Genomic DNA, 19,804 nt, shown 5'->3' with positions numbered 1-19,804 from the left:
CGCACACTCTGACAACTCGACGGTCGTCGCCACTCCCCTTACTTTCGGGAGTGCGGCGGCCGTCGTGCGTTGCAGTGAGCGGGATGAAGGAGTCCCCCCGCATCCCGACGAGGCAGCTGCCTCAATCGCGATCAGGATGGATCGCCTCGTGCATACTTTCCACTGCCCTGGCATGAGTTGAGAGCTCGGACCGAGCCGACCGAATCGTGGCGCTGTCGCTGCGTGCCCCCGGCTCGGACGACGACGAGTCCTCTCCGGGGTTCGGCGCGCCACCAGCTGGATGCTCGGAGGAGCCGGTGCGCTCTTCCCTCTCCGCGCGGGCGCGCAACAACGACTCGAACTTCGGGGTATTTCGCATCGGAGCATTGTCCCAGATCCATCTCCTATGACTCACATGGAGCGCTCTCACCCCCGGCGACCAGGCCGTTCCTGAATATCAACACCTAGAATGTTCGCAACAAAATATCTACAGCGGTCAGGGTAGACATTCTCGCGAGGCTGTTGTATCTTTTTTCTCGTAGCAAGGAACGAGTCAAGAGATGCGGGAGAGATGAACTACCCGCAAGCAGTACCGCAGGGCAGGGACGTGCCGGGGCCGAATTCGTGTGTGAGTGTGTAGTCGGACCCGGCACCCCCCTTCAAAGCGGCTACCGGATGTCTTGTGCGAGTCCGGAAGTTCGAAAGAATGCAGTTATGTAAGTAAGTTCAACCCCATCCGGCCCCCGGCGCTCCTCGCGCCGGGGGCCCCGTCCGTTCAGCGAAAGAAGCGAGCCATTCCGGCAGATACACCACCGGGGGACCCCTCCGGCAGATTCGACGACGAGAACTATCCTGCGTACAGCATGGGACATGCGGCCGAGATCCTCGGTGTCAGGCAAGCTTTCCTTCGTAGCCTCGATGCCGCGAAACTGCTTACCCCGCAACGCTCTGAGGGCGGACATCGCCGCTACTCCCGCTACCAGCTGCGCATCGCAGCCCGCGCGCACGAACTCGTAGCCAACGGCACGGCGCTCGACGCGGCTTGCCGCATCATCATCCTCGAAGACCAACTCACCGAGGCTCGTCGCATCAACGCCGAGCTTCAGCAAGCGCAGGACCTGCGAGAGGAACCGGACGCGGCACCCGAATGAGGACTGCACTGGAACAGCAGTTGCGCCTATACGGTCGATCTGACCCCTCCTCCTTCCAACTGCGGTAAATTCGGCCAATTGGGACATTGCTCGGCGTCGGTTGCTCGATTTCCACATCGAAGGGATCGCAGGCATGACCTCCTCCCACCACCGCGCTCGGGTGCGACTGTCTGCTCTGTCGATCGCCTTGACCGTTGCCATTGCAACCGCTGCGTGCAGTTCCGACGATGACTCCGCAACAAACACGGGCAGCGCCTCCCCCAGCACCTCGAGCAGTCGAGAATCCACCGAGATCACGGACATCGTCCGCCGCCAAGTGGCCGACTTGGGCCTCAGTGCCGCTGTGTTCGGGGTGTGGCGAGGCGACGACGAAGTTGCTCTCGGCGCCGTCGGAGAGTCCCCTGTCGGAGTTCCGGCGACAACCGACATGCAGTTGCGCGTCGGCCAACCGATGGAACCGATGCTCTCGACAGTCCTGCTGCAACTCGACGAAGAGGGAACGCTTCCCCTCGATCAACCGATCGCGAAGTGGGAACCGAACTTTCCACGCGCAGACACCATCACTCCGCGAATGCTGGCCAACAGCACGTCGGGCATCTCCGACTACGTGACCGATCCACAGTTCCTCAAACTCTTCACGGACAACCCGATGAAGGGCTGGACTTCTCGAGAGATCCTGGATCTTGCCAACTCCCGCCCGCCGTTGTTCGAACCCGGCACCAGTTGGGCGTACGCGCACAGCGACCTGACGCTGCTCGGCGACGTCATGGAGAAAGCGACTGGAAAACCGCTGGGCGAACTACTTCAGCAGCGCGTCTTCGATCCACTCGGGATGGATCACAGCAGCGTTGTACTCACGTCGCAGATGGACGAACCGATCCTGCACGGTTACACCAATGAACGTGGAGTATTCGAAGACTCCACTTTCTGGAATCCGACGGCGTTCCTGCACAGCGGAAACATGAACGCGCCTGTCGCCGACGTCGGAAAGTGGGTGCGCGCGCTGGGAACGGGAGAGTTACTATCCGACAAGGCTTTCGAGCAGCAGATGGCGCCGACGACTGCGGGCTTGGGAAGTATGACGGCGGACAAGTTCTTTTCCTTCGGGACCGGGCACCTCGACGGCTGGCTGGTGATGAACCCGTCGTACGGCGGTTACAACGGTCTCGCGCTCTACTACCCCGACTCGAAGACGACGATCGTCGTCTACGCCACACTCGGGCCGACAACCAACGCGGACCTCAACAACGCCGTGTCGATGGGGAAGGAGATCGGAACCCTCCTCGAGCCGGATCACCCGCCGCAGGTACCGACGCCGTGACGCCCCACACACGCTGGTAGTAAACAGCGCCGGTCGGCAACTTCCTGTTTACGCACGGATTACCTCCAGGACTTATCGCCCCATCACCATTCTCTTCAGTACCGAACGAAACGCGTCGGACCGCGGGTTGTCTCGCCAGTGAACGAGAACGTAGATAGATGGGGACAGGCCCGATGAGGAAATACGCGATGTCAGTGGCATGCACGGTTGCGGTCACAGCGGGGGTGACTCTTGTGATGTCGGTACCTGCCGGAGCGGACCCGAATGACGGTGGGTCGTGCCCGGCCGGTGCGGTATTCGCGGTCGGCGGAACGTGGGATCCGACGGGACAAACGACGCAACCCGTCACCGACCGCTACGTGGCCCAGGGTTACGCCTCCAAGCCGGTGACCTACCCCGCCAGCTTCTGGCCGCTCGGCGAACAGACGTACGACCAGAGCGTTGCCGCCGGCGCCCAGACGCTTCGCACTGAAGTCAACGCTTTCCACGCTCAGTGCCCGGGCAGCGAGATCGTCGTCACCGGATACTCACAGGGAGCGCGTATTGCCGGCGACGTGCTCGGTGACATCGCACGCGACGGATCCATTCCGCAGTCGCAAGTCGAAGGCGTCCTCTACGCCGACCCTCGCAACTCGGCCGGGGGCATCGAAACCGTAGTGCCCAATGTCGTTCCGGGAGCGACGATGTCCGGAGCACGCGGCGGATTCGGAGACATCGCAGTACAGGAAGTCTGCATCGAGGGTGACGGCATCTGCAACATGCCCAAGCCGCGTGATGCGCCCGAGGTGTTCGTGGATTCGGTCTTCGGCTACTTCACGAAGCACAACACCTACACGCCGATGATGTCCGAGCCCGCTCCGCCTGCTCCCCCGGCGCTGCCGCAGACACCGTCGGTGCCACTGCAACCGGCTGACGTCGCCACTGCGATCGTGACACGGGTCGTCGAGAACATCACTCCGTATCTGAGCGCTGCACTCGCCACCGTGCTGACGAAGTAACGCGACACCGCTTGTTCGGCTGACTGAAAGTCGACCGATTCGTACAAGTCGAGAGCAACCGCTATCAAGCACCATCGATCACATGCTCACCTTCATCGTCAGATACGGGTACGTCCCGTTCATGCTCTTGGGAATCAACGGAGCCGCAATCGCGCTCGCGGCATCCGGCGCGCCGAAATGGTCACTGGTGGCATTGATTCTCTTCGCAGTGGCCTGCTCTTTCGCGGCCGAACGGGCGCTTCCCTACGAATCTTCGTGGAATGCCCCGGGACCGGACAGGTTTCGCGACGCTGTCCATGCGTTTGTCAACGAATCCCTCATCTTGGTCAGCGTCGCGGTAATCCCGTTGATGGCCGCGGTGATTCCGTTCGACGGGCTGTGGCCGAGCGGTCTTCCGTTTGTCCTTCAGGTCGTCTTCGCAGTGTTGGTTGCCGATTTCGGCATCACCGTGGTGCATTTGATCAGCCACAAGGTTGGATGGTTGTGGCGTTTCCACGCGGTTCATCACAGCCTCGAACGGTTCTACGGTATGAACGGACTGATGAAGCACCCCGTGCATCAGACTTTCGAAACCGCCGGTGGCGTCCTGCCACTGATCCTCCTCGGGATGCCCGTTCCAGTTGCCTCGGCGCTCGCGGTTTGTGTCGCTGTCCAACTCCTGCTTCAGCATTCGAATGCCGACTACCGCATCGGCCCCCTGCGCCCGATACTCGCCCTCAACGCCGGCCACCGATTCCATCACCTCAAGTGGGCGGGAATCGGTGACGTCAATTTCGGTTTGTTCACTCTGATCTGGGATCACCTGTTCCGCACTTATTCTTTCGATCCGGAAAAGCGATTCAGCAGTGACGATCTCGGAATGGCGGCCAAGCCCGACTACCCGGACGACTACCTCGGCCAGTTGGCCGAACCGTTCCGGAGACAGAACTGACGGACGAGGGGCGGAGATTCAGCCCGCGAGTACCCGTCGCATGACGGGCTTGGCTGCAAACGCACTGGCCAACACCAACGCGATCCCCACCGCCAGGGTGACGCCCAACTGAACCAGCGCCATCGGAGTGGTCAATACGGCTGCCCCTGCCAGTGGGAAGAGGAACAGCAGTGCAGCGCCGGCACCGGCCAGTGCCATCACCACCACGGGAGTGCGAACGTGCCTCATGCGGGCGCTGTCCATCACCTCGACAGGTGTGCCGGCCAAAGTCAGACTCCGATACAGCTCACGGTTGTCGAGGATCCCGGATACCTGGGTGAGCGCAGACGAGATGGCCGCCAACGTGAATGTTGCTCCGAGAGTGAACAACACCCCGGTTCTCATGTCCGCGAACAGGAACTCCTGCCCAGGCTGCAAATCCTGTCCCTCCCCGTTGCCTATCGCGGCGAGGAGAGACGTGCCTGCGGCAACAAAGCTGGCCATCGTCACACCGCTGACCGTGCGCCACACAGCCTTCGGATTGTCCAAGACCCGACGCGCCGCAATCAGCGAAGCACCGTCTTTGGCGCATTTGAGCATGATCCGTCCAAGCAGCGAAATGACGAACGGACCGACCAACGCAACAACGGCGAAGCAGACACCAAGGCCCACCAGGATTGCCGCGATGCTTGCCGCGGAGCCCCCGAATGCACTCCATCCCACAAGAACCCCCACCCCAGCCACAGCGAAGATCATCTTCGGTGCGGCGCTGGGATTGCCCGCCGTGACGCCCAACGGGCTCACGAACACCTGGCGCATCCCGAGCATCGACGTCAAAGCAGCCAGGATGGTCATTCCGAATACGATGCCCACCAGCGGAAGTGCGCCTACCCAAAGCTCACTCCACTCGAATGTCCGACCTTGAAATCTCAAGAGAGCTACGAGCGGCAACGCGAGGAGGTATCCCACCACACCGATCAACGCACCGGCCAAGCCCTGGATACCCGATTCCGCAGCGCACAGCGCAACGATCTGGCGAGGGGTGGATCCGATGAGTCGCAGCGAGGCAAGTCGTTCGTCGCGACGGCGCGCGCCCAAGCGGGCCGCCGCCAGACCGAGAGTGACGGCTGGAACGATCATCAACACCGAAGCAACCCCTGCGAGCGCTAGGTACGCCTCGGCTTCGGGTTCGCTCGATCTGCCCGCAAATGCACCGTAGCCGCCGAGCACCGTCAGCAACAACGTCGTCGAGGCGGCAAATGCGGACACTGGGAGCGCGAAGGTACTCAAGGCCTTTCGGCCTTCACCTCGCACCGTCATCAATGCAACGCGCGCTGTGGCCTTCATGCCGCCACCTGTGTCCCGACGAGCGAACCGGCCTGCATCATCATCGTGCGATCACACCACCGGGCGACTTCGGCATCGTGGGTGACGACGACCAACGCAGAACCGATCTGTTGAGCCGAATCACGCAACACCCTCATCACTTCCCAACTCGTCTGCGCGTCGAGGGCACCGGTCGGCTCGTCCGCGAAGAGAACGGCGGGTTTGGTCACCAACGCTCGCGCAATCGCCACACGTTGCGACTGACCACCCGACATCTGACCCGGGCGACGGTCCTGCAGACCGTCCAGTCCCAATGGCGCGAAGAAGCCGTGCGCCGTCCGCTTGGCTTCGGCGATGGACAACCCGTTGAGCACCAAGGGCAAAGCGACGTTCTCGATCGCCGGAAGCTCCGGTAACAGTTGGCCCGATTGAAAAACGAATCCGTACGACTCGCGTCGGAGGCGGCTGCGGTCGTTCTCACCGAGGTTCTCGATATGCCTGCCGCTCAGCAGGATTGCTCCCGAGTCGGGCTTGACGATTCCTGACATGCAATGCAGCAGAGTCGACTTGCCCGACCCTGAAGGACCCATGATGGCCGTAGCAGTACCGGCGCGCACTTCCAGCGATACACCTCGGAGCACTGGAACGTCGCCGTACGACTTGCCCAGCGCGTGGACCGACAGGACTGCGGGTGCTTGTGCGTTGTTCATGATTCCACCTTCTCGTGAACCCTTCGCGAACACATCGGCCCAGCGCACGATCTTCGGACTGAGCTCGGTCCTACCGGAGGATGACCGGACCCCGAGCTCTGTCAGGGTCGTCACTATGATTTCCGACATGACCTGGTCCGGCGCCGTCCACATGCAGCCCGGAATTCTCATGTTCACCGGCGCTGTGGGATCCGCGCACATGCATTCGCACGCCGCTGTTCAGATCATGATCGTCGACGACGGGGACGTCACTGTCACGGACTGGGACGGCCACAGTGAAGTCGTGCGGTCCGTGGTCATTCCGTCCGGGGCGGTCCACGCGTTGTCCGCCTCCGAGGGCGCACGGGGACGAGCGATTTACGTGGACTCCACCACGGGAATGGGCCGGCGCATCAGGCCGCCTGTATCCGAGCACGGTGGTGTGGCCGACTGGTCGGACCGTGGGCGGACCGCAGTAGCGATGACGGACCGTGGCGCTGATTCGGATCTGGAATACGCAGCGAGGCTGATCGATTCACTGTCCGAAAGCAAGCAGCCGTCGAGCGTACGCGCTCTTCACCCTGCACTCGAGCATGCTCTGACGATACTGCCCGAGCGACTTTCGGGGCCGATAACGGTGACGGACACCGCCGCGCTGGTCTCCATCTCGCCCGGACGGCTGGGAAGAATCTTCAACGATCAACTGCAGATGAGTTTTTCGACCTACATCCGCTGGTTACGGTTACGACGTGCCATGGAAGTGATGAGCAGTGGCGCAAGCCTGACAACCAGTGCCCACGAGGCCGGCTTCACCGACAGCGCCCATCTCAACCGGATCTGCCACAGCATGTTCGGACTCACGCCCAGCGCCGCGACCGGCGATCTCACCTGGAATTGACGCTGCTCCTCAACTGACGCTGTCCATCGCCGTCCTCGCCAGTAGCGACAGACGACTGTAGAGGCGCGCCAACCCGGGCACGTCCCGAAGGCTGCCTGCTACTTCTTCGACGTAAGCGTCGGCGTAGATCGTCAGCCGCGCATCGACGTCATAGAGAACATCGACGACATTTCCGAAACGGCGAAGGGCAAATTCCGAAGCTTCGGCGAGCACCGGTACTCCGAAGATGACCCAGTCGTCGAAGCGGGAGGCGAGCTCGAGATAGTCGGCAGCCGAGGTCGAACCAGCGCACAGCACCTCGAAGTCGAACCAGACGACACCGTCTCGAATCGCCGAGCACTCCAATGTGCGTGTGCCTATCGTCAATTCGACACTTTCGCCCGAAGGCCACGCGATTCCCGAGCTGACGAGGAATTCCCCTGTCGCAAAACGGTAGTCCCCGGCACCTGGCTGTCCCGCCGTCCGATAGTCGACGGAGCCACCTAACTCGATCACCTCGAGAGTCCGCTCGATCAACTCGATCGACGGAACGAACTGCTCGTGAAAAAGCGGATTCGGAAGAAGATCGGTCGGCGGGACATTGGACGTGACGACAACAGTCACGCCTTTCGCGACGATTGTGTCGAGAACCCTTGCCATGAACATGGCGTCGGCGACGTCGTCGAGGTGGAACTCGTCGAAACAGAGCACACGGATTCCATCGACGACGTGATCCAGTGCCACGCCCATCGAGCCGAGTTCATGCGCCCGAGAGTGCAGATCTGCAAAGAACCGATGAAAGTGAATGCGCCGCTTGCTGACCGGGAGCCTGTCGTAGAACTCGTCCATGAGCATCGTCTTCCCGCGGCCGACGCTACCCCAGAGATAGATCCCACCCCCGACCTCACCGCCCGAGATCCGGGCCTGCAGTGCGTCGAGGGCTTCGCGTGCCGCCAACTGCTCTTTGTCCAGTAGCATAAGACTCCTCTACGTCTGTAGAGTCGAGGCTAGTGATCGAAGGCAAATCGAGTCAATGTGACCCTCACGACGCACCATCTGCAGCATGCAGCTCCGGCAGCATGCAACATCGACAGCAAGGAACGACATGAAGCCCGATCGCAGAGCCCTCATCGCGGCATCCGCCGTCACGATCATCGCCGAGCAGGGCCCGCGTGCACTCACCCATCGGGCGGTTGATCAGTCCCTGGAACTTCCTGCCGGTTCGACGTCGTACTATTTCCGCACTCGCGAGGCACTACTCGAAGCAACCGCATTGCACATCGTGCACCGGTCACGTTCGATATTCGACGAACTCCGCGAGAGGCCCAGCGATCCTGCTGCCCTGACGGCCGAGTATCTCGATGATCTTCTTTCGCACCGCAGACACGAATTGATCGCGAGATATGCACTGCTCTTGGAAACTCCCCGAGATTCGGCATTGCACCAACTCCTCGAAGACAGCCTGTTTTCACGGGAGAAGGCAAGGCCTGTCTTCGACATCGTTGGCGTTGACGATCCTGACGTCGCCGCCGCAAATTTTCTGAGCCTTCTGGAGGGCTTGATCTTCGACTACTGCCTCGGAGCGCGTAGCCGAGATCCCCGCTCCTCCGAAACCGTTCGGCAACTTCGGATCCCGATCGACATCTATCTGCGCGGAGTTGGTGCCACCTGAAAGATGTTGGTCAGCAGAGGCTTCCGGTGCAGGGTCGTTGACCAGAGAACAGTGCCGCGACAAACGGGGTACTGTCTGGAACCGAAGCCGGAACGGTTCCCAGATGATCAGTGGGATAGGTATGGAATGCAAAGTCGACACCGTTGGCAGTAAGGTCGGCCGCGAACTTCAGTGTCAGCGGTGCCGGAACATCGATGTCCGACAACCCCTGACCGATGAAGAACGGGCGGTCGTATCCTGCGGTCGGCACAGTGAGCAGGTCACGCGCAGCCTCCATGAATACTGGATTGTCCAGCGACTTCGTCAGCACCTGCCCGAGTGTGACGGTTCCGTACTTCGTGCGCGCCTCGGTGTAGCACATGTTGTTCTCGACGTCGTCGAGGATGGTCTTGCCGAGCGGGGTCAGATACGAGTCGATGTCGATATCCGGCCGCGAAGCACGCAGTCCGTCAAGAACGTTCGCGATGTAGACCGTCGTACCCTTGAGCGGAAGCGCCGGGAAAGCCGGACCACCGAGCGGTAGAAGATTCTCGATGTTCGAGGGGACACCAGTGGCGACAGCGCCGCGGTAGTCCAACTCCGGCGCGTAATCAGTGGCAAGCGAAGCGGTGAACATAGTCGCCTGCCCGCCCTGCGACTGCCCCATCGCAACCCATGCGCTCGACAGGTCGTCGTCGACCGCACGAGCGGCACGCACCATGTCCACAACGCTGTGTGCAGCGGAACGACCGTCGAGATACGGGTGAACACCGGGTGTTCCGAGCCCCACGTAGTCGGTGGTCACGACCGCGTATCCCTGCTCCAGCCAGTGACCCAGATGCGTCGCAGTCCGTTCGAGTGGAACACTGCTGCTCGGCGCACACTGATCCGCGACACCCACCGTCCCGTGCGCGTAGGAGATGACCGGCCAACCACCCTCGGGCGGAGATCCCTCTGGGCGATACACCACACCGGTACTCGTCATCGGCGCGTCCTTCGGGCCCGTCGACCAGTACGTCAGCTTTGTTGCGCTCACGGCACCCGGGATCACCCGATCGGGACCGAGTAACTCCCGACTCACGACAGCACCCGGAGCATCATTCGGTTCCGCTCCGGCCGACGCCGCAACTGTCAACGCCACCAATGCACTCGCACTCAGCCCGACGAGCGTCCTACCCAGTCGCTTACTCACGTACTTCTCCTACGATTGCGGTGACGGTGCATCTGTGGTGATCGGTCCCACATCAGCCGATCGAGTTCAGACCATAGAACAGCCTTACCAATTGGTCAACCTAGATTCCCGCTCCGCATCTACCGTCGTGACACGCCTGCTCGGGTAGGGTGGCAGTGTTCGATACGTGCAGGTCCCAGCGAGATCAGGAGGCCGAAAGGCTCTCTCATGTCAGCACCTGATCTCCCGACCTTCCCTGCTTCGCAGCAGAAGTCGGTGGCCGCGATCCTCCGAGCAGCAGGTTGCGTCTTCGCCGAAGACGAGGCTCGCCTACTTCTTCACACCGCACGCTCTCGCGATGAACTCGACGCGATGGTCGACCGACGAGTTGCCGGCGAACCACTCGAACCCGTCCTCGGATGGGCCGAGTTCTGCGGCTTGCGCATTCACATCGACTCCGGAGTCTTCGTCCCACGCCGGCGCACCGAGTTCCTCGCCCGGCAGGCCTGCTCACTTGTCACCCCAGGAAGCGTCGTCGTCGACATGTGTTGCGGCTCAGGAGCTGTCGGTGTTGTCCTGCAGTCGACGCTCAACGCCGTCGATTTGTACGCGGTAGACGTGGAACCGGCCGCAGTGCGGTGCGCTCGCCGAAACATCACACCGCCCGAGCGTGTACTCGAAGGCGATCTCTTCGAACCACTGCCGACGAAATTACTCGGTCGCGTGGATGTCGTCGTCGCCAATGCACCTTACGTCCCCACCGAATCGATCAGGCTGATGCCGCCCGAAGCCCGTCTTCACGAACCGCTGGTCTCGTTGGACGGCGGTACCGACGGACTGGACCTGCAGCGTCGCATCATCGCGGACGCCGCGCCGTGGCTACGACCGGGTGGCTGTCTTCTCGTCGAGACGAGTACGGAGCAGGTCGAAATGACTGTTGAAACATTCACTCGGGGAGGGTTTCTCACTCGGGTGGCAACCTACTGCGAGACCGCGTCGACCGTGGTGATCGGTCAGCGTTGAAGGCGATCGGATCTTGGCGTGGACCACTCCCGAGCGCGGGCGGCAAAGCCGTCGACAAAAAGCCCGAACGCACGATCGACGCGGGCCCGGTCCCCGGTGGCCAGAAGATCCATCGACAGACCCCGCATTTGCGAGAGCAACAGAGTAGCGACAGAGGCAACATCGTCCTCGGGGCAACCCGCTTGTCGTAGACCGGCTTCCAGTGCCTCGATCCAATCGCCCACAAAACGGTCCAGGAACCGTCCGTAGCGGTCGCGGTCGCCGAGCGCGAGGGCGTAGATCTCGACCATCACCCGGAACCGCGGCAGGACCTCCGGCGTCGTACGTTCGGTCCACCACGCAGTCAGCACTGTCGCCGGATCGACCCCCGGTTTCATCGGCACCGCAATCGGAATGGACTCACCACGCATGTTCTCGATGACCTCGGAGAGCAAATTCTCCTTGCTCTCGAAATGGTTGAGCAACGACGCATGCGACACACCCACGGCCTTGGCAAGCTGCCTCACCGTCAACTCCCCGACACCGTTGTCGATGACGTAGCGGGTCAGCGCGTCGAGCAACTCCTCACGTCGCCCGGCGTATCTCAGGCTGCGTTTGTCGATGCGTTCGGGCTCCGGCACACATCCACCCTACCGGCCGGAATCACCAGGTCAGCGGCTGACTGCCTTCTGATACCGACGAATAGCGAACGGCACGAAGACGATCAGCAAACCGAAAGTCCACAACAACGACGCGATGACCGGATTCTGCAGCGGCCACGCATCCGGAACCGTCATCGCAGGATTGGTATTGCCGAACAATTCACGCACCGCCTGAGTCACCGCCGACACCGGATTCCATTCGGCGATCACTTTGAGCGGGCCGGGAAGATTGGTGGTCTCGACAAAAGTGTTCGCGATGAACGACAGCGGAAAGATGACGATGAAGCTCGCGTTGTTGAATACCTCCGGTGTCCGGATCCAAAGCCCGACAACAGCCATGACCCACGACAACGCGTACGCGAAGAACAGAAGCAGCGCATAACCCGCCACCGCTTCGAGGAAACTGGAGTGAATCCGCCACCCGACCAGAAGACCGGTCAACGACATGACCACCAAACTGATGACGTTGATCAACACGTCACTCGATGTTCGGCCGGTCAGCACGGCAGACGGAGCCATGGGCAGCGATCGAAATCTGTCGATGATTCCTTTCTGAATGTCTTCGACCATCCCCAAACCAGTCCAGGTAGCACCGAATATGACCGTCTGCGTGAAGATTCCGGCGATCAGGAATTCTCGATACGACGTGCCCGGGACGGAGATCGCACTGCCGAACACATACGCGAACAAGAGCACGAACATGATCGGCGACAAAGTGGTGAACACCAGCAGATCCGGAACGCGCTTGATCTTGATCAAGTTTCGCCTGGCGATGGTCAAACCGTCTTCGAGCGCCATCTGCACGGTCATTTCTGATCCTCCAGTTCAGCCTGGTGCCCGGTCAGTGTGAGGAAGACATCGTCGAGAGTGGGTCTGCGCAGGCCGACGTCGAATACGCGGATGCCTCGTGCCGACAGAAGATTCAGCGCCGCGACCAACGCGTCGGTGCCGTCGTCGACAGGAACGGTGACGCGACGGACATTCTCTTGAACCTGAATGTCCCCCACGGCAAGCGAGCGCAATTCCTCGCGGACGATGTCGAGATGCTCGACCTCGTGCACACTCAGTTCAATGCGCTCACCCCCGACCCGCGCCTTCAACTGATCTGCAGTACCGCGCGCGATGACCGAGCCGCGGTCGATGACGGCGATCTGGTCGGCCAACCTCTCGGCTTCCTCCATGTATTGCGTCGTGAGCAACAGCGTGGTCCCCTGAGCCACCAACCCTTCGATGACGTCCCAGAGACCGAGTCGCGCCCGAGGATCGAGGCCGGTGGTCGGCTCGTCGAGAAACAACACCTGCGGCCGAGCAACCAATGCGCCGGCGAGATCGAGACGTCGCCGCATTCCGCCGGAATAGCCCTTGACCGGCCGATCTCCAGCCTCGACGAGATCGAACTGCTCGAGCAATTCACGCGCTCGGGCCTTACTGCTTCGGGCGCCGAGGTGATACAGCCGCCCGACCATGTCCAGATTCTCGTAGCCCGTCAGGTACTCGTCGACCGCGGCGTACTGACCCGAAGCACCGATCTTGGATCGCAACGCCCGCGCATCCTCGACCACGTCCAGCCCGGCAACCTTGGCGCGTCCACCGTCCGGAATGAGCAGCGTCGTGAATATCCTTACCGCAGTGGTTTTTCCGGCGCCGTTGGGGCCCAACAGAGCCATCACCGAACCCTCGCGCACTTCCAGGTCGATGCCGTCCAATGCCGTGACGTCGCCGTACTTCTTGACCAGCCCCTCGGCCACAATCGCTTCGGTCATGAGCCCTCCCGCATCGGTAATCCGTCGGTAGTCCGTTCCCCAGTGTGACCCAGGAGGCCGACACATTCCAGGATTTTTCACGCAACAGTCCGAAACGCTGCACCACAGAACAGACCACCACCCCCCGGATTGCCAGAAACATCACCTCCCAGGGTCACCTAGGATCTCCCGGTCTCGGGTACCTGGTTGATTCCAGTCGAAGATAACGGTGACGACGAAGATCGGGTGCGTCCGTCGACTCACCCGATCTTCGTTGCGCCATCGGTTTCGGCTGCAATTGGTAGCTCGGGCAGCGATACCGCCCCCGTCCGCTCCACCTTCACTGCCAACGTCACCGCGGCCGCCAGTGCCGATACGCCCGCTCCGATCCAGTACAAAACCGCGAACGAATGCAGGGTCGGCACAGCGCTCGCACCGATCACCACCGTTGAACTGGCCAATACCGCTGCCGCAACGGCGCTTCCGGTGGAGGTACCGACCGAACGGAGCAGGCTGTTGAATCCGTTGGCCGAGGCAGTCTGATGGATCGGTGCAGATTCGGTGATCAGCGTCGGCATGGCTGCCAGGGAAAATGCAACACCTGCGGACACCACGGCAGCGCCGATCACGATATTGACCAGCGTCGGCGTCAACAGCACACGCAAGACGTATCCGATTGCGATGACGATCGCTCCTGAGGCCAACGTGGCCTTCGCTCCCCATCGCCTCGTCACCTTCGACGACACCGGCGCCAATCCGATCATCAGAACTCCGCCCGGCATCATCGCCAATCCGGCTTCGGCGGCTGAGAGTCCGAGACCGTCCGCCGACGCCAGGGGCAACTGAAGTTCCTGCGTTGCCGCCAAGGCGCTGATGAACATGGCAAAACCGAGTAATACTGCGCAGACGTTCGAAACCAGAATCGGAGCGCGAAGGGAAGTCCGCAGATCGACCAGCGGTGCCGGCGTGTGCAGTTCCCACGGAATCCATCCACAGAGCAAGACCACGCCGGACGCGATCAGAACCAGAACCTCGGGGCTTGCCCAGCCCCATTCGGTTCCTTTCGAAACGGCCAGCAGCAGTGCAGTCATAGCGAGTGTGAGGACCGTGGCCCCCAGAAAGTCGAAGCGTCCGCGACTCTTCACAGCCGATTCCGGCACCACCAGAGGCAAGACGACTATCAGTACAACCCCGAATCCACCGGTGACCCAGAAAAGCGCGGGTAGCCCCCAGTGCGCCGAGATCACCCCCGCCATCGGCATACCGAACATGCCGCCGATCCCCAACGTCGCACTCATGAGAGCTACTGCACCACTGAGCTTTTCCGGAGGAAGGACATCGCGCATGATGCTGATTCCGACGGGCAGAAGTGCCGTCGCGAACCCCTGCAACGAGCGTCCGAGGATCAGTAACCAGAAACTCTGGCTGAGCGCAGCAACCATGCAGCCGACGATCATCACGGCAAGGCAGACGAGCATCATCGCGCGCTTTCCGAACATGTCGGCGAGTCTGCCGATGAGAGGGGTCGCGACGGCACCGGTCAGCAACGTCGAGGTCACCAGCCAGGAAGCGGTGGAGGACGATACTCCCGATGCCGTCGCGAACGCAGGCAGGACCGGCACCACCAAGGTCTGTTGCAGCGCGACCACCACACCGCTCAGACTCAGGACGCCGACGACCCACCCGGTCCGCGCTTTCGCGCGAACAGTCTTGTCCGTCAAGCGTTCGAGCGAGCGGCTACTCCGGCGTCGACAGGAACCACGATGCCACTCATGTGGGCACTCGCGTCGGCGGCGAGGAACAGGACTACTCGCGTGATCTCGAAGGGATCCAGCCAACCGACCGGCTGCGCATGCAGAGTCGCGTACACGGGTTCGACGTCGTCTGCCGTCGGCGATTCGAGGTCAGGCCGCATCATCGCGTACATCATGTCGTTGTGAATCATCGGCGTCGAGATATTCCCCGGCGCAATAGCATTCACGGTCACACCCGAGTTGGCCAGTTCGAGCGACACACTCTTCGTCAAACCGATGACGCCCCATTTGGAGGCGCCGTACGCCGCCATCTGGGTGCCACCGGATCGACCCATCATCGAGGAAATCGTGATGATGCGACCGTAACCACGTTCCGCCATTCCACCTGACACGGCCGCAACGGTGTTGAACACACCGGTCAGGTTCGACGAGATGACTTCGTTCCACTGTGCCGACGTCATCGACGTGATCGGAGCGGGCACGGACACACCGGCATTCGCGACGGCGATGTCGACACGGCCGAACTCGGCTTCAGCGCGGGAAACGAGCGCGTCCATTGCTTCGCGATCAGCCGTATCCGCCTTGACGGCAATGCACCGACGACCGGTGGCTTCCACCAACCGAACAGTTTCCTTCAGGTCCTCCTCGGTTGCGAGGGGGTAGGCGACGACATCACTGTTCTCGCACCGGTCGCAGATCACGATGTCCGCGCCACGCTCCGCGAATGCGACAGCATGGGCGCGCCCCTGACCGCGTGCGGCGCCGGTGATCAGTGCAACTTTTCCTTCGAAGCTGCCTTCGAGGCTGTTCATGCCGTCTCCTAGTTCGTCGTATGCCAGCATGCGCTGTACTGCATGCGTACTCCGAACCAGCCCGAAAGAAACAGTCGATCCCGGACAGCGGGAATCCAGCCGGTTACGGGTAAACGGCGGTCTCGAATTCCAGGTATCCGTTGATGGATCCAGCGTCCGCGAACGGCAGAATCTGCGTTGCCCAGAACCCACCGACGCCGGTCTGCCGGTCGATCCAGTAATAGAGGTTGGCCAGACCCGCCCAAGCCAGCGATCCGGCCGGCCTACCGGTGGGGGCCACCTCTTCATTCGTCATGAAGGAGTACGCCCATCCCTTGGCGACGCCGGGGAAGAACTCCGCATCGTTGGACAGTGTCGGGAGAACTCCGGGCAACAACCCCACGTGCTGGCCTTCGAGACCGTTCCGTACGGCTGCAGCTACCGTCTCCGGCGACAACACGCGACCCGAAGTGCCCGCGCCGTCGTTCAGCCACATACGAATGAACTTCATGTAGTCGCCGACAGTGCCGTGCAAACCGTGACCACCCATGTGTACCTCAGGTTCGGCCGGAAGCTCGAATCCGATGAGCGGAGTGAGGCTTCCGTCGCTCTCGCGCTGATGGATCGGTGCAAGTCGATCCTTCATCGACGGGCTCATCGTGAATGCCGTATCCGTCATCTCGAGAGGTTCGAAGATGCGCTCGCGCATGACATCGCCGAGTCGCTGACCTCGAATCGACTCGACGACCTGTCCGGCCCAGTCGATGTTGGTGCCGTACTCCCACTTCTCACCCGGGTCGAAGAGCAGCGGTGTCGTGAGCGCCGCTTTGCTACACGTGATCACGCTGGGCTGCCCATGTTCCTGTGAGAGCCGGTTGTACGACTCGTTGAAGAAGTCGTAGCCGAACCCTGCAGTGTGAAGGAGCAGCATGCGAGTGGTGATGTCACGCTTTGGTTCCCGAAGAACGGGGTCTCCACCGGCGTCGAAACCGTCCAGGACCTTCAGCTCACCGATGTCGGGAACATAGGTCGCTGCAGGTGCATCGAGATCGAGCAATCCCTCCTCCACACATTGCAGGACAGCGGTACCGGTGATCGCCTTGGTGGTGGAGAAGAGCGCAAAGGTTGTATCGAGGGTCATCGGAACGCCGTGACCGAGAGTCCGCTCACCGGCTGCACCCTCGTAGATGTTGCCTTCTCGATCCGTGATCATCGCGACGACACCCGGGACTCGGTCAGCCCCCTGAGTTGCTCGCGCCAGCACTTCGTCGAGGTGCTGCTTCGAAAGGGGCTTCCGCGCAATATCTTCGATCGTCACTGCATTTCTCCATCCGACTTGCAACTTGTCTTGTCGAACAGAATGTAACGGCGATCACATACCCGGTTCTGCCTCGAAACGGCAGGAAAACTGTCTCGTTTCGGCAGAACCGGGCAGAGCTTGGAGTCAGCTCTGGGGCGCTCCGATATTCACCAGCCAGGAAATGCCGAATTTGTCTGTACAGGCGCCGAATTCGTCGCCCCACATCTGCTTCTCGAGTGGAACGCTCACCGTTCCCGTTCCCGACAACTGCTCCCAGTACCCGCGCAGCACATCGCCGTCGTCGCCGCTGAGGCTGACCGTGATGTTGTCGCCGGGGTTGTACGGCATGCCGGGCGGAGTGTCGGCACCCATCAGGGTGTATCCCTGATCGGTTTCGAGCATTCCGTGCATGATCTTGTCGCCGCCTTCACCGGGATTGCCGAACTCACCGAACGTGCTCAGCGCCAGCGTGCCACCGAAGATTTCTTTGTAGAACTCCAACGCCTCACGGGCATTGCCGTTGAAGCTGATGTACGGATTGAGTCGAGTTGCCATGACGTACTCCTAGCTCGTGGTATTGCTGTCACGTTCGATTTCAATCCTTGCAGAACGCTCCGACACGAAACAACGGATCACGGCAGTTCATCGAGTGCGTAAACCGATCGTCATGACCATTCAAACAACTGCCCTCAGAGTGGGTTCCGAGTCTCGGAAGGCAACTCTCCGAACCGTTTCCGGTAGGCGGCTGCAAACATGCCCAGATTGACGTAGCCCCAGGCGTTTGCGATCTCCGAAACGGTTCTCCCATCGGAACGCAACAGTTCGCTGCGTACCCCCTCCAGCCGACGCGCGCGCAATCGTTGCCCCGGCGTGGTGTCTCGGTACCGTCGAAATCCCGCAGTGAGCGCCCGGACACTGACACCCACCGCAGCCGCGACCTCCGACGCCGTCGGCACCGAGCGAGCAAACGTATCGATGTACTCCTCTGCCGATCGCACGTAGGCCGGTTCGGCGGAGGCGACGTCGACGCCGAGTTGCAACCCGGCCTGCGTCGCCCACTCGTCGAGAAGCTGAGCCGCGATGAGTTCTTGAACCCTGGCACCCAGCCTTTCGCTCGACATCGCCTCAGGCGACTCTGCAATTGCGCGAACGACGTAGTCCATCAATGCCAGCCAACTCGAGCCCCGCCCGCCAATGGTGCACTTGTGCCGCCACAGACGGTCGTCGGGAACCGACCCGAACCATTGCATGGCGTGATCGGCGACAAGCTGATGCGGCACAGTGAGATTCAGCTGCAGATGATCTTCGTCGAATTCGACGAAGTAGTCGGTCCGGCTACAGTCGGCGACAAAGGTCTCCCCCACGGCAGTATTCACCGCAGCTCCTCCGCCGAGGGCATGTCGACCGTTGCCTCTGATAGTCGTCAGAACCAGAATGTTTCCGGCCTCAGGCGAACATTCACCGACGGAGACCGGAATCCCGTAACAGAATCTGGTGACGTCGATCTTGCCGACTGCCGCGGAGTACATGTCCGAAGCCGGCTTCAACCGGCTTCCGATCGGCGTGACCGTATACGGCATGTAGATGTTGTCGGACCACTCCTTGATGCGGTCCCAGTCCCGAGAAAAGGCCTGGTGATGCTGCATAGTGGGCCGGCCGGCCGCGTCGATGAGCAAGGCATCCTCGAACATGGTTCGAGTATCGCACCAGGGCCCGGGAAGGTCACGAAAGTGAGCCGACGCGGTCTATGGCTGTACGGCGGCAGGTCGTGTTGCAGCAAAAAGCAGCGAATCCACCGCGGTCCCCCGGATCACCATGTGAGCCCTCATCCGCCCCTCCTCCACCATTCCGATTTTGGTGAGCACCGACGCCGACGCCGAGTTCTCCGGACGACACGTTGCCTGCACGCGCTGTGCTCCAAGGCGAGCGAAGGCGAGTCCCAGGACCGCGCTCCCTGCCTCGGATGCATAACCTCGTCCTTGGAACTTCGGGTTCACGACAAAACCGAGTTCCGCCCGCCGGTGCGCGACGGACACTTCCCACACAGCTACCGAACCGATGACCGTTCCATCAGCCTTCGACGTGATGGCCAGGGTGAACGTGCGACGTTCGACGAGCGCAGCTTCGAGTGCCATGTCAGCCAGGAATGCCCTGGTCATCGCAGGGGTGTTCGGCCCCCAATCAACATATCTACAGACGGCAGGGTCGGACGCGTACTGATGGACGGCATCTTCATCCGCGGCAGTGAAATCTCGAAGAACAAGGCGTTCCGTAGTCAACGTGAACATCCAGCGATCCTAGAGCGAGCCCGAAAGCACCTCTTGACTCGAACGCATGTTCGAGTATGATTTGGGGAGGGGATCGGGGGATTCAATGAGTGTTCTGTTGTCGGATGTGGTGTCGGGTTCTGCGGTGGGGTTGCGCGGACGCCTGTGGCAGTTGTCTGCTTCTGAGTTACGTGCGGCTGCGGTGTCGGCGAG

General features: G+C 61.4%; 21 protein-coding genes. 7 read left to right on the top strand and 14 right to left on the bottom strand.

Annotation, left to right across the window (positions count from 1 at the left end):
* Positions 1-121: 121 nt before the first annotated feature.
* The gene (locus tag RWT78_RS02995) at positions 122-358 is read right to left on the bottom strand and encodes a hypothetical protein (RefSeq protein ID WP_314673787.1); all 237 of its coding nucleotides are present in this window, start codon (positions 356-358) and stop codon (positions 122-124) included.
* Between the two features lie 484 nt (positions 359-842).
* Between RWT78_RS02995 and RWT78_RS02990 the strand changes: the two genes are divergently transcribed.
* From RWT78_RS02990 to RWT78_RS02975, 4 genes are all read left to right on the top strand, one after another.
* Positions 843-1,130: a MerR family transcriptional regulator gene (locus RWT78_RS02990; protein WP_003945791.1), complete on the top strand. Its 288-nt coding sequence runs from the start codon at positions 843-845 to the stop codon at positions 1,128-1,130.
* A 133-nt stretch (positions 1,131-1,263) separates the two neighbouring features.
* A complete protein-coding gene (locus tag RWT78_RS02985; protein ID WP_050794088.1) occupies positions 1,264-2,451 on the top strand; it encodes a serine hydrolase in 1,188 nt (395 codons plus the stop codon).
* 188 nt (positions 2,452-2,639) lie between these two features.
* Positions 2,640-3,449, top strand: coding sequence for a PE-PPE domain-containing protein (locus RWT78_RS02980; RefSeq protein WP_003945630.1), 810 nt, complete (start codon positions 2,640-2,642; stop codon positions 3,447-3,449).
* Between the two features lie 82 nt (positions 3,450-3,531).
* The gene (locus RWT78_RS02975) at positions 3,532-4,380 is read left to right on the top strand and encodes a sterol desaturase family protein (RefSeq protein WP_020906136.1); all 849 of its coding nucleotides are present in this window, start codon (positions 3,532-3,534) and stop codon (positions 4,378-4,380) included.
* A gap of 18 nt (positions 4,381-4,398) precedes the next feature.
* Here RWT78_RS02975 and RWT78_RS02970 read toward each other — a convergent pair whose 3' ends face one another.
* Positions 4,399-5,706: an FtsX-like permease family protein gene (locus RWT78_RS02970; protein WP_162113955.1), complete on the bottom strand. Its 1,308-nt coding sequence runs from the start codon at positions 5,704-5,706 to the stop codon at positions 4,399-4,401.
* Positions 5,703-6,548 carry an ABC transporter ATP-binding protein gene (locus RWT78_RS02965; protein WP_019746872.1) on the bottom strand — a complete coding sequence of 282 codons (846 nt, stop codon included), beginning with the start codon at positions 6,546-6,548 and terminating at the stop codon, positions 5,703-5,705. The genes RWT78_RS02970 and RWT78_RS02965 overlap by 4 nt, the downstream gene beginning before the upstream one ends.
* Between RWT78_RS02965 and RWT78_RS02960 the strand changes: the two genes are divergently transcribed.
* Positions 6,523-7,272, top strand: coding sequence for an AraC family transcriptional regulator (locus RWT78_RS02960; RefSeq protein ID WP_162113954.1), 750 nt, complete (start codon positions 6,523-6,525; stop codon positions 7,270-7,272). The two genes, RWT78_RS02965 and RWT78_RS02960, sit on opposite strands and share 26 nt — an antisense overlap.
* A 9-nt stretch (positions 7,273-7,281) precedes the next feature.
* Here RWT78_RS02960 and zapE read toward each other — a convergent pair whose 3' ends face one another.
* Positions 7,282-8,229, bottom strand: a complete 948-nt coding sequence (zapE, locus tag RWT78_RS02955) for a cell division protein ZapE (RefSeq protein ID WP_314673774.1) — start codon at positions 8,227-8,229, stop codon at positions 7,282-7,284.
* A 127-nt stretch (positions 8,230-8,356) separates the two neighbouring features.
* Here zapE and RWT78_RS02950 point away from each other — a divergent pair, with 127 nt between their 5' ends.
* Positions 8,357-8,923: a TetR/AcrR family transcriptional regulator gene (locus tag RWT78_RS02950; protein WP_054831897.1), complete on the top strand. Its 567-nt coding sequence runs from the start codon at positions 8,357-8,359 to the stop codon at positions 8,921-8,923.
* Between the two features lie 10 nt (positions 8,924-8,933).
* Here the strand turns inward: RWT78_RS02950 and RWT78_RS02945 are convergent, their stop codons facing one another.
* On the bottom strand, positions 8,934-10,094 hold the full coding sequence (locus RWT78_RS02945; RefSeq protein WP_054831896.1) for a lipase family protein: 1,161 nt from the start codon (positions 10,092-10,094) through the stop codon (positions 8,934-8,936).
* Positions 10,095-10,301: 207 nt separating this feature from the next.
* Here RWT78_RS02945 and RWT78_RS02940 point away from each other — a divergent pair, with 207 nt between their 5' ends.
* Positions 10,302-11,096: a putative protein N(5)-glutamine methyltransferase gene (locus RWT78_RS02940; protein WP_003945879.1), complete on the top strand. Its 795-nt coding sequence runs from the start codon at positions 10,302-10,304 to the stop codon at positions 11,094-11,096.
* On the opposite strand, the gene RWT78_RS02935 is transcribed toward RWT78_RS02940, so the two are convergent.
* The 9 genes from RWT78_RS02935 to RWT78_RS02895 form a co-directional block, all read right to left on the bottom strand.
* Positions 11,087-11,716 (bottom strand): TetR/AcrR family transcriptional regulator, encoded by a 630-nt coding sequence (locus RWT78_RS02935; RefSeq protein WP_064688618.1) that lies wholly within the window; start codon positions 11,714-11,716, stop codon positions 11,087-11,089. The two genes, RWT78_RS02940 and RWT78_RS02935, sit on opposite strands and share 10 nt — an antisense overlap.
* A gap of 30 nt (positions 11,717-11,746) precedes the next feature.
* Complete coding sequence (locus RWT78_RS02930) at positions 11,747-12,547, bottom strand: ABC transporter permease (RefSeq protein WP_003945537.1); 801 nt, start codon at positions 12,545-12,547, stop codon at positions 11,747-11,749.
* Positions 12,544-13,500, bottom strand: coding sequence for a daunorubicin resistance protein DrrA family ABC transporter ATP-binding protein (locus RWT78_RS02925; RefSeq protein ID WP_003945489.1), 957 nt, complete (start codon positions 13,498-13,500; stop codon positions 12,544-12,546). Before RWT78_RS02925 ends, RWT78_RS02930 begins: the two co-directional genes overlap by 4 nt.
* A 239-nt stretch (positions 13,501-13,739) precedes the next feature.
* Complete coding sequence (locus RWT78_RS02920) at positions 13,740-15,200, bottom strand: MFS transporter (protein WP_142006468.1); 1,461 nt, start codon at positions 15,198-15,200, stop codon at positions 13,740-13,742.
* Positions 15,197-16,045 (bottom strand): mycofactocin-coupled SDR family oxidoreductase, encoded by an 849-nt coding sequence (locus tag RWT78_RS02915; RefSeq protein ID WP_314673751.1) that lies wholly within the window; start codon positions 16,043-16,045, stop codon positions 15,197-15,199. The genes RWT78_RS02920 and RWT78_RS02915 overlap by 4 nt, the downstream gene beginning before the upstream one ends.
* Positions 16,046-16,148: 103 nt before the next feature.
* The gene (locus tag RWT78_RS02910) at positions 16,149-17,288 is read right to left on the bottom strand and encodes a serine hydrolase domain-containing protein (RefSeq protein ID WP_399551190.1); all 1,140 of its coding nucleotides are present in this window, start codon (positions 17,286-17,288) and stop codon (positions 16,149-16,151) included.
* A gap of 180 nt (positions 17,289-17,468) precedes the next feature.
* Positions 17,469-17,879: a VOC family protein gene (locus RWT78_RS02905; protein ID WP_047269632.1), complete on the bottom strand. Its 411-nt coding sequence runs from the start codon at positions 17,877-17,879 to the stop codon at positions 17,469-17,471.
* A 134-nt stretch (positions 17,880-18,013) separates the two neighbouring features.
* Positions 18,014-19,015: a helix-turn-helix domain-containing protein gene (locus tag RWT78_RS02900; RefSeq protein ID WP_314673736.1), complete on the bottom strand. Its 1,002-nt coding sequence runs from the start codon at positions 19,013-19,015 to the stop codon at positions 18,014-18,016.
* A 54-nt stretch (positions 19,016-19,069) separates the two neighbouring features.
* Complete coding sequence (locus RWT78_RS02895; protein WP_003945747.1) at positions 19,070-19,612, bottom strand: GNAT family N-acetyltransferase; 543 nt, start codon at positions 19,610-19,612, stop codon at positions 19,070-19,072.
* Between the last annotated feature and the right edge of the window lie 192 nt (positions 19,613-19,804).

Origin of the sequence: uncultured Rhodococcus sp. (assembly GCF_963525155.1) — a bacterium.
GTDB classification, from domain to species: domain Bacteria; phylum Actinomycetota; class Actinomycetes; order Mycobacteriales; family Mycobacteriaceae; genus Rhodococcus_F; species Rhodococcus_F qingshengii.
Note: the sequence above shows the minus strand (reverse complement) of the source record. Positions and strands in the feature narration are given on the sequence as shown.

Bases quoted from the DNA above. Each gene is read 5' to 3' on its own strand.
- RWT78_RS02940 (WP_003945879.1), top strand. From the start codon at position 10,302: ATGTCAGCACCTGATCTCCCGACCTTCCCTGCTTCGCAGCAGAAGTCG.
- RWT78_RS02900 (WP_314673736.1), bottom strand. From the start codon at position 19,015: ATGTTCGAGGATGCCTTGCTCATCGACGCGGCCGGCCGGCCCACTATG.
- RWT78_RS02960 (WP_162113954.1), top strand. From the start codon at position 6,523: ATGACCTGGTCCGGCGCCGTCCACATGCAGCCCGGAATTCTCATGTTC.
- RWT78_RS02990 (WP_003945791.1), top strand. From the start codon at position 843: ATGGGACATGCGGCCGAGATCCTCGGTGTCAGGCAAGCTTTCCTTCGT.
- RWT78_RS02995 (WP_314673787.1), bottom strand. From the start codon at position 358: ATGCGAAATACCCCGAAGTTCGAGTCGTTGTTGCGCGCCCGCGCGGAG.
- RWT78_RS02950 (WP_054831897.1), top strand. From the start codon at position 8,357: ATGAAGCCCGATCGCAGAGCCCTCATCGCGGCATCCGCCGTCACGATC.
- RWT78_RS02965 (WP_019746872.1), bottom strand. From the start codon at position 6,548: ATGTGGACGGCGCCGGACCAGGTCATGTCGGAAATCATAGTGACGACC.
- zapE (WP_314673774.1), bottom strand. From the start codon at position 8,229: ATGCTACTGGACAAAGAGCAGTTGGCGGCACGCGAAGCCCTCGACGCA.
- RWT78_RS02895 (WP_003945747.1), bottom strand. From the start codon at position 19,612: ATGTTCACGTTGACTACGGAACGCCTTGTTCTTCGAGATTTCACTGCC.
- RWT78_RS02925 (WP_003945489.1), bottom strand. From the start codon at position 13,500: ATGACCGAAGCGATTGTGGCCGAGGGGCTGGTCAAGAAGTACGGCGAC.
- RWT78_RS02930 (WP_003945537.1), bottom strand. From the start codon at position 12,547: ATGACCGTGCAGATGGCGCTCGAAGACGGTTTGACCATCGCCAGGCGA.
- RWT78_RS02980 (WP_003945630.1), top strand. From the start codon at position 2,640: ATGTCAGTGGCATGCACGGTTGCGGTCACAGCGGGGGTGACTCTTGTG.
- RWT78_RS02975 (WP_020906136.1), top strand. From the start codon at position 3,532: ATGCTCACCTTCATCGTCAGATACGGGTACGTCCCGTTCATGCTCTTG.
- RWT78_RS02985 (WP_050794088.1), top strand. From the start codon at position 1,264: ATGACCTCCTCCCACCACCGCGCTCGGGTGCGACTGTCTGCTCTGTCG.
- RWT78_RS02915 (WP_314673751.1), bottom strand. From the start codon at position 16,045: ATGAACAGCCTCGAAGGCAGCTTCGAAGGAAAAGTTGCACTGATCACC.
- RWT78_RS02970 (WP_162113955.1), bottom strand. From the start codon at position 5,706: ATGAAGGCCACAGCGCGCGTTGCATTGATGACGGTGCGAGGTGAAGGC.
- RWT78_RS02905 (WP_047269632.1), bottom strand. From the start codon at position 17,879: ATGGCAACTCGACTCAATCCGTACATCAGCTTCAACGGCAATGCCCGT.